Annotated in this window: 10 protein-coding genes; 5 read left to right on the forward strand and 5 right to left on the reverse strand. The window is 68.2% G+C overall.

Annotated features, from left to right (window positions below; genetic code table 11):
* The first annotated feature begins 5 nt into the window (after positions 1 to 5).
* From kdgD to garD, 5 genes are all read left to right on the forward strand, one after another.
* On the forward strand, positions 6 to 920 hold the full coding sequence (kdgD, locus tag ACS5Q7_RS03960) for a 5-dehydro-4-deoxyglucarate dehydratase (RefSeq protein ID WP_478338127.1): 915 nt from the start codon (positions 6 to 8) through the stop codon (positions 918 to 920).
* A gap of 102 nt (positions 921 to 1,022) precedes the next feature.
* Positions 1,023 to 2,378, forward strand: a complete 1,356-nt coding sequence (locus tag ACS5Q7_RS03965) for an MFS transporter (RefSeq protein WP_478338128.1) — start codon at positions 1,023 to 1,025, stop codon at positions 2,376 to 2,378.
* A gap of 68 nt (positions 2,379 to 2,446) precedes the next feature.
* Complete coding sequence (gene gudD, locus ACS5Q7_RS03970; RefSeq protein ID WP_478338129.1) at positions 2,447 to 3,799, forward strand: glucarate dehydratase; 1,353 nt, start codon at positions 2,447 to 2,449, stop codon at positions 3,797 to 3,799.
* Positions 3,800 to 3,833: 34 nt separating this feature from the next.
* Positions 3,834 to 5,405: an aldehyde dehydrogenase (NADP(+)) gene (locus ACS5Q7_RS03975; protein ID WP_478338130.1), complete on the forward strand. Its 1,572-nt coding sequence runs from the start codon at positions 3,834 to 3,836 to the stop codon at positions 5,403 to 5,405.
* 18 nt (positions 5,406 to 5,423) lie between these two features.
* A complete protein-coding gene (gene garD / locus ACS5Q7_RS03980; RefSeq protein WP_478338131.1) occupies positions 5,424 to 6,998 on the forward strand; it encodes a galactarate dehydratase in 1,575 nt (524 codons plus the stop codon).
* 292 nt (positions 6,999 to 7,290) lie between these two features.
* On the opposite strand, the gene ACS5Q7_RS03985 is transcribed toward garD, so the two are convergent.
* From ACS5Q7_RS03985 to ACS5Q7_RS04005, 5 genes are all read right to left on the reverse strand, one after another.
* Positions 7,291 to 8,061 carry a Crp/Fnr family transcriptional regulator gene (locus ACS5Q7_RS03985; RefSeq protein ID WP_478338132.1) on the reverse strand — a complete coding sequence of 257 codons (771 nt, stop codon included), beginning with the start codon at positions 8,059 to 8,061 and terminating at the stop codon, positions 7,291 to 7,293.
* Between the two features lie 290 nt (positions 8,062 to 8,351).
* The gene (locus tag ACS5Q7_RS03990; protein WP_478338133.1) at positions 8,352 to 9,317 is read right to left on the reverse strand and encodes a HEAT repeat domain-containing protein; all 966 of its coding nucleotides are present in this window, start codon (positions 9,315 to 9,317) and stop codon (positions 8,352 to 8,354) included.
* An 8-nt stretch (positions 9,318 to 9,325) separates the two neighbouring features.
* Positions 9,326 to 9,559 (reverse strand): 4Fe-4S dicluster domain-containing protein, encoded by a 234-nt coding sequence (locus ACS5Q7_RS03995; protein WP_478338134.1) that lies wholly within the window; start codon positions 9,557 to 9,559, stop codon positions 9,326 to 9,328.
* Between the two features lie 27 nt (positions 9,560 to 9,586).
* Positions 9,587 to 11,338, reverse strand: coding sequence for a fumarate reductase/succinate dehydrogenase flavoprotein subunit (locus ACS5Q7_RS04000; protein ID WP_478338135.1), 1,752 nt, complete (start codon positions 11,336 to 11,338; stop codon positions 9,587 to 9,589).
* Positions 11,339 to 11,400: 62 nt separating this feature from the next.
* A complete protein-coding gene (locus tag ACS5Q7_RS04005; protein WP_478338136.1) occupies positions 11,401 to 11,772 on the reverse strand; it encodes a DUF971 domain-containing protein in 372 nt (123 codons plus the stop codon).
* Positions 11,773 to 11,973: the final 201 nt, after the last annotated feature.

Raw genomic sequence — 11,973 nt, forward strand, 5'->3', positions numbered from 1 at the left:
GGACGATGGCGCGGATGACCCCTGCGGAGATGGCCAAGCAGCTGGGCTCCGGCCTGCTGTCGTTTCCGGTAACGCACTTCAAGGACGATTTCACTTTCGACGAAGCGGCTTACCGCGACAACCTCTCGCGCCTTGCCGATTACAAGGTTTCCGGCCTGTTCGCCGCCGGCGGCACGGGAGAGTTCTTCTCCCTCACCCCCGCCGAGATCGACCGGGTGCTGCGCGCCTGCATCGAGGAGACGCGCGGCCGTACGCCGGTCATCGCCCCCGCCGGCCAGGGCACCGCCCTCGCGGTCGAGATGGCCAAGGCCGCCGAGGCCGCCGGCGCCGACGGCATCCTCCTCCTGCCGCCCTACCTCGTCGGCTCCGAGCAGGCCGGCCTCGCCGCGCATATCGAGGCGGTGTGCAAGGCGACCAGCCTCGGCATCTTCGTCTACAACCGCTCCAACGCCCAGCTGAACGAGACGACCCTCGCCGGCCTGTGCGAGCGCAACCCGAACCTCGTCGGCTTCAAGGACGGCGTGGGTGACGTCGAGCTGATGACCCGCGTCTATGCCGGCCTCGGCGATCGCCTGACCTATATCGGCGGCCTGCCCACCGCCGAAACCTTCGCCCTGCCCTACCTGGAAATGGGCGTGACGACCTATTCCTCGGCGATCTTCAACTTCCTGCCGGAATGGGCGCTGTCGTTCTACGACTCGGTCCGCCGCCGGGACCGCGACGCGGTCTATGCCGAGCTGAAGAGCTTCGTCCTTCCCTACATCGCGATCCGCAACCGCAAGCGCGGCTATGCGGTGTCGATCGTGAAGGCCGGCATGACCGCCGTGGGCCGCCACGCCGGCCCTGTGCGCTCGCCGCTCACCGATCTCGATGCCGGCGAACTGGCCGAGCTGAAGGCCCTGATCGGCGACCGCCGCTGACCATCCGGGGGCGGTGACGCCGCCCCCATCCAAGACGACACGCCGGCCAACGGCGGAGAACGATGCGTCCGAAAACGGGCGCGGCCACCCGGGAGAACGCCCATGGACGTGACGACCACCACCGCTGCGGCGGACGCGGCTGCCCCCTCGGGGGTCAAGCGCGGCCGCGTGCGCCTCCTGATCGCGCTGATGCTCTTCATGGCGACCGCGATCAACTACGCCGACCGGGCGACGATCTCGATCGCCGGGCCGGACATGGCCAAGGAACTCGGCCTCTCGCCCATCCAGATGGGCTACGTCTTTTCCGCCTTCGCATGGTCCTACGTGCTGGCGCAAATCCCCGGCGGCTGGCTGCTCGACCGTTTCGGCGTGAAGTGGGTCTACGCGGCGTCCATCGCCATGTGGTCGGGCTTCACCCTGATCCAGGGCGCGGTCGGGTTCTTCACCGGCTTCACCGCCGTCATCCTGCTTTTCGCGCTGCGCCTGCTCGTGGGCCTCAGCGAGGCGCCCGCCTTCCCGGCCAACGCCCGCATCGTCGCCGCGTGGTTCCCGGCGCGGGAGCGTGGCATGGCCTCGGCCTTCTTCAACTCGGCGCAGTACTTCGCCACGGTGCTGTTCACGCCGCTCATGGCGTGGATCGTCCACACCTATTCCTGGCACCACGTCTTCACCGTGATGGGCCTGCTCGGCGTCGTCTTCGCCCTGCTGTGGCTGAAGTTCGTCTACGGGCCGGAGAACCACCCGATGGTGGGCCGCGCCGAGCGCGACTACATCCGCCAGGGCGGCGCCCTGATGGTGATGGACGGCGCCCGCTCCGGCGGCGCGGGCCAGGCGGGACGCACGCTGAAGGAACTGCTCTCGAACCGGATGCTCCTCGGCATCTATTTCGGCCAGTACTTCATCACGGTGCTCACCTACTTCTTCCTGACGTGGTTCCCGGTCTACCTCGTGAAGGAGCGTGGCCTCTCGATCCTGCAGGCCGGATTCGCGGCGGTGCTGCCGGCCCTGTGCGGCTTCATCGGCGGCATCCTCGGCGGCTTCATCTCGGACGTGCTGCTGCGCCGGGGTTACTCGCTCACCGCCGCCCGCAAGATCCCGATCGTCGCCGGCATGCTGGTCTCGATGGCGATCGTCGGCTGCAACTACGTCCAGGCCGATGCCCTCGTGGTCGGGCTGATGGCGCTGGCCTTCTTCGGCAAGGGCGTCGGCGCGCTGGGTTGGGCCGTGGTGGCCGATACCTCGCCCAAGGAAAGCGGCGGCCTCTCCGGCGGCCTGTTCAACACCTTCGGCAACACCGCCGGCATCACGACGCCGATCATCATCGGCTACATCGTCCAGTCGACCGGCTCGTTCAACGGCGCCCTGGTCTTCGTCGGCGCCAACGCCCTCGCCGCGGTCTTTTGCTACCTCGTCGTCGTCGGCCAGATCCGCCGCGTCGAGCTGAAGGCCCAGCCCTGAACGCCCCGGGCCCGCTCCCTGGAGCGGGCCTCCCTCTCCCATAAAAAACGCATCCAGGGAGGCAGACCATGCCGTTCGAACAGACCCAGCACGCCGCCCGCAACACCCCCGTTATCACCGACATGAAGGTCGTGCCGGTCGCCGGCCGCGACAGCATGCTGCTGAACCTCTCGGGCGCGCACGGCCCGTTCTTCACCCGCAACCTCGTCGTGCTCACCGACTCGACCGGCGCGACCGGCCTCGGCGAAGTTCCCGGCGGCGAAGGCATCCGGGGGGTGCTGGAAGAGGCGCGGAGCCTCATCGTCGGCAAGACGCTCGGCGCCTGGAATGCCGTCCTCAACACGATGCGCAGCCACTTCGCGGACCGGGATGCCGGCGGTCGCGGCCTCCAGACCTTCGACCTGCGCATCACGATCCACGCCGTCACGGCGGTGGAATCCGCCTTCCTCGACCTGCTCGGACAATACCTGAACGTGCCGGTGGCCGCCCTCCTCGGCGAAGGCCAGCAGCGCGATGAGGTCGAGATGCTGGGCTACCTGTTCTATGTCGGCGACCGCCGCCGCACCGACCTGCCCTACCGCGAGCCGGAGGCCCGCGACGGCTGGTTCCGCCTGCGCGACGAGGAGGCCCTGACGCCGGAAACCGTCGCCCGCCTCGCCGAGGCCGCGCACGAGGCCTACGGCTTCAACGACTTCAAGCTGAAGGGCGGCGTGCTGGCGGGCGAGGCCGAGATGGAGGCCGTCACCGCGATCAAGCGGCGCTTCCCGCAGGCCCGCGTGACCCTCGATCCGAACGGCGCGTGGTCGCTCAACGAGGCCATCGCCCTTTGCAAGGGCAAGGGCGACATCCTCGCCTATGCCGAGGACCCCTGCGGCGCTGAAGGCGGCTTCTCCGGCCGCGAGGTGATGGCCGAGTTCCGCCGGGCCACCTGCCTGCCGACCGCCACCAACATGATCGCGACCGATTGGCGCCAGATGCGCCATGCGATCCAGCTCGGCTCGGTCGACATCCCCCTCGCCGATCCCCATTTCTGGACCATGGCCGGCGCCGTGCGCGTGGCGCAGCTCTGTCGCGACCATGACCTCACCTGGGGTTCGCACTCGAACAACCACTTTGACGTGTCGCTCGCCATGTTCACACACGCCGCCGCCGCCGCGCCCGGCCGCGTGACCGCCATCGACACCCATTGGATCTGGCAGGACGGCCAGCGATTGACGCGGGAGCCCTTGCAGATTCGCAACGGGCTGGTTCAAGTCCCCGAGCGACCCGGCCTCGGCATCGAGATCGATTGGGACGAGGTCGAGACCGCGCACCAACTCTACAAGCAGCACGGCCTCGGCGCCCGCGACGACGCCGCCGCGATGCAGGCCCTGATCCCGGGCTGGACCTTCGACAACAAGCGCCCCTGCCTCGTCCGCTGAGGCGGGGCTTCCTTCAGGCGCGATGGAGAACACGATGACCCTCACCGGACGCAGCATCATCGGGGGCGAATCGGCGGGCGAAGGCGAGAGCTTCCGCGCGGTCGAGGCGGCCACCGGCCGCGAGATCGAGCCGGTTTTCCATGCCGCCTCGGCCGATGAGGTCGAGCGCGCCTGCGCGCTTGCCGACGACGCCTTCGACACGTTCCGCGAAATCACGCCGGAGCGCCGCGCCGCCTTCCTCGACGCCATTGCCCAGGCGATCCTCGATATCGGCGACGACCTCATCGTCCGCTGCATGGCCGAGAGCGGCCTGCCGCGTCCGCGCCTCGAAGGCGAGCGGGGCCGCACGGTCGGCCAGTTGCGCCTGTTCGCCAGCGTCTTGCGCGAGGGCAGCTACCTCTCCGCGCGGATCGACCCCGCCCTGCCCGACCGGAAGCCCCTGCCCCGGCCGGACCTGCGCCTGCGTGCCATCGGCGTCGGCCCCGTCGCCGTGTTCGGCGCCTCGAACTTCCCGCTCGCCTTCTCCGTGGCCGGCGGCGACACCGCCTCGGCGCTGGCCGCCGGCTGCCCCGTCGTCGCCAAGGCGCACCCGGCCCATCCCGGCACGTCTGAACTCGTCGGCCGCGCCGTCGCCAAGGCCGTGGCCGAAAGCGACCTGCCGGAGGGCGTGTTCTCGCTGCTGTTCGACAACGGCATCGAGGTCGGCAAGCGCCTCGTCTCCGATCCGCGCATCGCCGCCGTCGGCTTCACCGGCTCGCGCACGGGCGGCACGGCGCTGATGAAGCTCGCCGCCTCGCGCCCGGTGCCGATCCCGGTCTATGCCGAGATGAGCTCGATCAATCCCGTGATCCTGTTATCCTCCGCCCTGGAGGCTCGCGGGGCCGAGATCGGCAAGGCCTTCGTCGGCGCGCTCACCCTCGGTTCCGGCCAGTTCTGCACCAATCCCGGCCTCATCCTCGCGGTCGAGGGCCAAGGCCTCGACGCCTTCCTCTCCGGCGCCGCGCAGGCGCTGGAAGGGGTCGCGGCGCAGACCATGCTGACGCCCGGCATACACAAGGCCTATTGCGCCGGGGTCGCTGCCCTCGAATCCAACGCGGCCGTCACGCGCATCGCGCAGGGCCAGGCCGGCGGCGAGACGCAGGGGCGCGCGACGCTGTTCGCCACCGACGCCGGCTCCTTCCTCGCGGACCACAAGCTCGCCGAGGAAGTGTTCGGCGCCGCCTCCCTCGTGGTGCGCTGCCGCGACCTGAGCGAGATCCGCGCGGTCCTCGGAAAGCTCGAAGGCCAGCTGACGGCGGCCCTGCACATGGACAACGGCGACCACGACGCCGCCCGCGCCCTGCTTCCGGTGCTGGAGCGCAAGGTCGGCCGCATCCTCGTCAACGGCTTCGGCACGGGTGTCGAGGTGGGCCATGCCATGGTGCATGGCGGGCCGTACCCGGCGACCTCCGACGGGCGCACCACCTCGGTGGGCAGCCTCGCCATCGACCGCTTCCTGCGGCCGGTCTGCTACCAGGACCTGCCCGACGCCCTGCTGCCGCCGGAACTGCAGCAGGCCAACCCGCTGAACGTGCCGCGCACGATCGACGGCCGCAAAGACGCATAAGCAAGGGACGAAACGACGATGGCGACGCCGAGCGACGTGTCCGCACCAGAGCGGCCCTCCCGCCTGCCGGGGGATACCCCGCGCACGATCCGCGTCCACCCGGACGACAATGTCGCCATCGTCGTGAACGCCTTCGGCCTGCCGGCGGGGACCACCCTGCCGGAGGGCATCACCCTCCGGGAATTCGTGCCGCAGGGCCACAAGGTGGCGCTCACCGACATCTCCAAGGGCGGTGCCGTGCGCCGCTACGGCGAGATCGTCGGGCTCGCGATCGATGCGATCCCCGAAGGCAGCTGGGTCGAGGAATCCCGCGTCGAAACTCCGGCCGCGCCGGACCTCGACACCCTCGACATGACGATCCGCCCGCCGGCGCCCCTGCCCCGGCTCGACGGCTACACGTTCGAGGGGTTTCGCAATCCCGACGGCACGGTCGGCACCAAGAACATCCTCGCCATCTCAACCAGCGTACAGTGCGTGGCGGGCACGCTCGACGTGGCGATCCGCAAGATCAAGGAAGAGCTGCTTCCGCGCTTCCCGAACGTCGATGATGTGGTCGGGCTCACTCACACCTACGGCTGCGGCGTCGCGATCAGCGCCCCAGAGGCGCACATCCCGATCCGCACGCTCCAGAACATCGCCCGCAACCCGAACTTCGGCGGCGAGGTGATGGTGGTCGGCCTCGGCTGCGAGAAGCTCGTTTCCGAGCGTCTTCTGCCGGATGCCACCCAGACCGGCGCCGTGACGCGGCTTCAGGACGAGCACCATGCCGGCTTCGGCATGATGATCGACACGATCATGACCATGGCCGAGCAGCGCCTCGACGTGCTGAACCGGCGCCGCCGCGAGACCTGCCCCGTGTCCGACCTCGTGGTCGGCCTGCAATGCGGCGGCAGCGATGCCTTCTCCGGCGTGACCGCCAACCCCGCCATGGGGATCTGCGCCGATCTCCTCGTGCGCTGCGGCGCGACGGTGCTGTTCTCCGAGGTGACGGAGGTTCGCGACGCGATCCACCTTCTCACCCCCCGCGCGGCGACCCCCGAGGTGGCGCAGGCGCTGGTGCGCGAGATGGCGTGGTACGACGACTACCTCGCCAAGGGCGGCGCCGACCGCCGGGCGAACCCCTCCCCCGGCAACAAGAAGGGGGGGTTGAACAACATCGTGGAGAAGGCGCTGGGCTCCGTCGCCAAATCCGGCGCGAGCCCGATCAGCGGGGTTCTGGCGCCCGGCGAGCGGGTGAAGGAAAAGGGCCTGATCTTCGCGGCGACGCCCGCCAGCGACTTCGTGTGCGGGACGCTGCAACTCGCCTCGGGCATCACGCTCCAAGTGTTCTCGACCGGCCGGGGCACGCCCTACGGGCTCGCACAGGCGCCGGTGATCAAGGTCGCCACCCGCACCGAACTGGCGGAGCGCTGGTCCGATCTCATCGATTTCGACGCCGGGCGCGTGGCGACCGGCGAGCGCACCCTGGAAGAAGCGGGTCAGGACCTGTTCGAGCTGATCCTGGACGTCGCCAGCGGACGCAAGCGCCCTTGGTCTGACCGCTGGGGTCTCTACAACGACCTCGCGCTATTCAACCCGGCACCCGTAACCTGACCGACACCGAGCCCGCCGCTGAGATATTCACGATGCCCAGCGGCCAAACCGGGTCCGGTTGAATCTTGATCGTCTGCGCGAGCGACAGCGAAGAGGCTGCGCCGTTAAGCGGCAAGCTTTTGTTCTACAGCATTTTCGGGGAAACTCGGCTCACACCGTGTCTCCCGTCTTTGCGAGCGGAGCGAAGCAATCCAGGGATCCGCTACGTCCGGTCAAGTCCCGCAGCCCTGGATTGCTTCGCTGTCGCTCGCAAAGACGGTTGAGCGAGTGATCCCAATCAACCGAAACCGCACTAGGCGCATTCGTCACCGCCCCGCATCTCCCGGAGGACTTCCGGGCGCAGCACGACGATCTGCGCCCTCCGCGTCGCGACGACGCCCTGTTCTGAAAGGCGCTTCAGGCTGATCGTCACCCATTGCCGGGTGGCCCCGACCATATGGGCGAGGTCGGCATGAGTGAAGGTCGAGGCGATCACGGCCCCGTCCTCCTCGGGTACACCGTACAGATCGCACAGGTGCAGGAGGAGATGCGCCAGCCGTTCCGTGATCGACCGGGTTCCGAGCATCTGCGCCAGGGTCGAGTAGCAGCGGCCCTTGAAGGTGAGCCCATCGATGATCCCGATCGCCAGGGTGGGGATCTGCCTCACGAGCTGCCGTAGGGCCTTGCCCGGCAGGTGCAGCACGCTGGCATTGCTCGCCGCCATGCCGGACCATTTGTGAAGCCCGGTGCCGAACACGTCCGGCCCGCCGACGAAGTTGCCGGGATACCAATAGGCCAGGGTGATCTCCCGGCCCGACGGCGCCGCGTAGAAGACGCGGATGCGCCCGCTTTCCACGAGCCAGATGCCGTCGTTGGGTGTTTCCTGCGTGAACAGCGTCGCGCCCCGGTCCAGAACACGGCGCTTGCCGCGCTCCATGACGAGGGCGATCTCGCGCTCGCTCAACCCGTCAAACAGCGGGCGCTGACCGTTTCCCCCTTGAGGCGCCGGTTCGGGAAGGAGCAGCGCCCCCGCCTGCGCGGACACCCCGATGGGGGATGGGCGTAACGGCGCAACGGTCTGCATAGCCGGCTCCTACACATCACATGCAGCGGCGCAACAGACCTTGTGCGGGCTCTAAACTCAAGCACGTTTCGGGGTGGCGAGCGCAGCGGCGCGTCTTTGGAAAGTGCTACGCCTCGCAGGCCGAGGTGGAGACGAACATACTCTCCGTCCTCCTCTCGGGAGAACGTCGTGAGGCGGGATGAATGCTGAACCTCGCCGCGTCATCGCAAAGCAATCGAGTGCAGCGGGCCGATTCCGAACGTCGCGCTTCGCTGGATCCCACTCGCTCGACCTGGCGGACGTGGGTCCTCTCAGGGCCGCCCCTGGCAGCGGCCGATGGCCCAATGGACGAGCTTGCGCACATCGGGATCGGGATCGTCCGCCACGGCTTCCAGGGCGGCAAGGGCGCTGGGATCGGCGATCTCGCCCAAGGCTGCGGCCGCCTCCTTACGCAGGTTGCTGATCTCCGAGCCGAGGATTACGCCGAGCGCTGGGACTGCCGCCTGGGCCTTGATCCGCCCGAGGGCGTTCGCCGCCTTGGTGCGAACTTGCCAGACCGGATCGTCCAGCGTGGCGATCAGCGGGGCCGTCGCCTCGGGCAGGCGGATCTTCGCGCAGGACACCGCCGCCTCCTCGCGCACCTGCCAGTTCTCGTCGGATAGGCCCGCGATCAGCGTCGAGATGCCCGGGCCGCCTGGGCGCAGGAAGACCAGGGCCGCCATGGTCGCGCGGCGGACGGTCGGGTCCGGGTCTCCCGCCGTGGCGATCAGGGCGGGCAGCGCCTGTTCGGCCTTGAGGTAGCCGATGACGCCGAGACCTTCCCGGCGGACATCGGAGGTCGGGCTGCGCAGCGCCTTCAGTGCCGCCGCGAGGGCGTCCGGAAGCACGAGCTCGCGCAACGCGCGCAGGGCGGAGGCCTGCACGAATGGGTCGGCGTGCTCGGCACGATCGATCAAGAGCGGCCCGCAGGCCGGCTCCTTCTTCTCGGCCAAGGTGTCGGCGGCGGCGCGGCGGACGGCCTCGTCCGCATCCTCCAGGGAGCGAACCAGACCCTCGACGACATCCGTGCCGTCGTGCTCGTCCAGCGCCTTGGCCGCGGCGGCGCGAACGGCGGCGTCCTCGTCGGCGAGGCCCTTCAGGAGCAGGATCTTCGCCTCGGGTCCAACCGCCTCGGCCAGTTCCATCATCGCCACGCGCCGAACGCCCGCATCGGGGCTGGCGCAACGCTCGGTGAGATCGTCCAGATCGTCGTCGAAGGTCTCGAATACAGGGCTCATGACCGGCCTCAGCGCAGCAGATACGGAATGTTGACCTTCACCGCGTTCGTCGGGCAATCGACTTCGCAGGGCATGCAATACCAGCATTCATCGTACTTCATGTACGCCTTCTGCCGCTTTTCATCGATCGCGAGGATATCGAGAGGGCAGACATCGACGCAGACACGGCATCCCTTCTCGGCGATACACTTTTGGTCATCGACAACGACCGCGGCGCTGCTGGCCTGAGTGATGATCGGCATGGATCGATCTCCAGTTTCTTCTAGAATCTACTCGGCAGCGGCCGGCGTCTTGACGCGAAGCTGGTAGTAGGCGCCCATCTCCTCGGCGGCGACGGGGACGATGAACGGGTCGACCGCGCGCTTGGCATGGGCCATCCGGCCCTGTTCATCCTTGAACAGCACCGTATGGCAGGCCCACTCGGCGTCGTTCGTTTCCGGGTAATCGACGCGCAAGTGGTAGAAGCCCCAGCGGCTCTCGGTCCGATAGAGCGAAGCCGCCGCCGCCATGTCGGCGCAGTCGAGGATCGTCTGCATCTCCAGGGCCCGGTGCAGCTCATGGGGACCGCGCGCGCAGAGCAGGGACAGATCCTCGCGGATCTCGGCGAAGCGACGCTGGCCGAGTTCCATCTTGGCCGTGACCTTCGGCGGTTCGAGGTAATCGTTCACGAGGCGGCGGGTCTTGAATTCCATCTCGTGCGGAGTGAGGCCGTCCGTGCGCCGGGTCGGGGCGAGGACACGCGCCTGCTCGGCCGCGAGATCGCCGCCGTCGAAATCCGCGAGGCTCGTGGCGGCGCAATAGGCCGCCGCGTCGGCGCCCGCGATGCCGCCATTCACGAAGGCGCCGAGCATGTAATTGTGCGGCACGCTCGCCATGTCGCCCACCGCGTAAAGGCCCGGGACGGTGGTGCGCGCGAATTCGTCCACGAACACGCCCGAGGCCGAGTGGCCGGAGCAGAAGCCGATTTCGGAGATGTGCATCTCCACCGGGCGCTTGCGGTAGTTGGTGCCGCGCCGTTCGTGGAACCGCCCGCGCGAGGGCCGCTCGTTCGTGTGCAGGATGGTCTCGATCTCCGAGATCGTCTCCTCGCGCAGGTGGTCCATCTTCAGGAACACCGGGCCGTTGCCGCCCTGGAGTTCCCGCCAGAATTCCAGCATCATCTGGCCGGACCAGTAATCGCACTCGATGAAGCGCTCGCCGCGATTGTTCGCCGTGTATCCGCCGAACGGGCCGGTGACATAGGCGCAGGACGGGCCGTTATAGTCCTTGATCAGCGGGTTGATCTGGTAGCATTCGAGGTTCGCGAGCTGCGCGCCCGCATGGTAGGCCATGGCGTAGCCGTCGCCGCAATTGGCGGCATTCTCGTAGGTGCCGAACAGGTAGCCGGAGGCCGGCAGGCCGAGCCGTCCTGCGGCGCCGCAGGCGAGGATCACCGCCTTAGCCTTCACCACGAGGAATTCGGAGGTGCGGGTGTTGACGCCGATGGCCCCGGCGATGCGCCCGTCCGCCCCCTTCAGGAGGCGCGTCGCCATGTACCGGTTGGTGACGCCGACCTGCAATCGGCGCAATTGTCGGTACAGAACCTTCTTGACGTTGTGCCCCTCGGGCATCGGCAACACGTAGGTCCCCATGTGGTGGACCTTGCGCATGTTGTATTCGCCAGAACCGTCCTTCTCGAACTTCACCCCGAGCTTGTCGAGGTACTGGATCATCGGGAACGAGCCCTGGGCATAGGCCATCACCGCCTTCTGGTTGACGATGCCGTCATTGGCGACGGTGATCTCCTTCACGTATTGCTCCGGTGTCGCGTAACCCGGGACGACGGCGTTGTTCAGCCCGTCCATGCCCATGCTGATCGCGCCCGAGCGCTTGACGTTGGCCTTCTCCATCAGAAGGACCCGCAACTTGGGGTCGGCTTCCTTGGCCTTGATGGCGGCCATGGGTCCGCCGGTGCCGCCGCCGATCACCAGGATATCGGTCTCGATGATCTCGGTCGTCGTCGCGAGTTCGAAGGCGCTCATGGCTAAGTCCCGTCAACGGAGAGTCGGCCCTCATGCAGTCGCCGAGGGGTCGGAATGGGGGTTCAGGCGGCGTGCGCGGTGGCCGGTGGGCTCTCGGCGGCCTCGGCCGCGAGGGCGCGCAGGTAGGCCCAGGGAAAGATCCCGCGGGCGTGGCCATCCGTGAACGCGATATGGACAGCATAGCCGCCCATGGCCTCGACGCGGGTGACGCCCACGCCGGGGACGGCTTCAGGAAAGGCGCCCACCACACGGTCGCGTGTGCACCACGCGCACCGACACCGCAGACGCAAGCCCTCGGCCGGCAGCGTGGCCTTGAGCCCGTCGCGCCACGTCAATCGGAGTCCGGTCCCGCCGCGCGCGAGGGTTGCGGTGTCGGGAATGGCTTCGGGATCGAACGGAGGCGGGCTCGGAAGCTCGATCGCTGGGTTGGCCACACGCTGCTCCTCTGATGACGACGTCAGAGAAGCTCAAATGCGGTCGGCCAGACAGCAATTAGTTGCTCGAAAAGCCAATCAGGCGGCCGGCGGCGAACCGAGGGTGTGGTGGGAATTCAACGGTCGGATCTACAGCAGCGACCGATCATGGTGAGGCGGCTCCAAACCACTCACCTCATCCTGAGGTGCCCGCGTCAGCGG

The sequence above is a fragment of the Methylobacterium sp. Gmos3 genome, assembly GCF_056430985.1.

Bases quoted from the DNA above. Each gene is read 5' to 3' on its own strand.
- ACS5Q7_RS03965 (WP_478338128.1), top strand. From the start codon at position 1,023: ATGGACGTGACGACCACCACCGCTGCGGCGGACGCGGCTGCCCCCTCG.
- ACS5Q7_RS03995 (WP_478338134.1), bottom strand. From the start codon at position 9,559: ATGCCGATCATCACTCAGGCCAGCAGCGCCGCGGTCGTTGTCGATGAC.
- ACS5Q7_RS04000 (WP_478338135.1), bottom strand. From the start codon at position 11,338: ATGAGCGCCTTCGAACTCGCGACGACGACCGAGATCATCGAGACCGAT.
- garD (WP_478338131.1), top strand. From the start codon at position 5,424: ATGGCGACGCCGAGCGACGTGTCCGCACCAGAGCGGCCCTCCCGCCTG.
- kdgD (WP_478338127.1), top strand. From the start codon at position 6: ATGGCGCGGATGACCCCTGCGGAGATGGCCAAGCAGCTGGGCTCCGGC.
- ACS5Q7_RS03975 (WP_478338130.1), top strand. From the start codon at position 3,834: ATGACCCTCACCGGACGCAGCATCATCGGGGGCGAATCGGCGGGCGAA.
- gudD (WP_478338129.1), top strand. From the start codon at position 2,447: ATGCCGTTCGAACAGACCCAGCACGCCGCCCGCAACACCCCCGTTATC.
- ACS5Q7_RS03985 (WP_478338132.1), bottom strand. From the start codon at position 8,061: ATGCAGACCGTTGCGCCGTTACGCCCATCCCCCATCGGGGTGTCCGCG.
- ACS5Q7_RS03990 (WP_478338133.1), bottom strand. From the start codon at position 9,317: ATGAGCCCTGTATTCGAGACCTTCGACGACGATCTGGACGATCTCACC.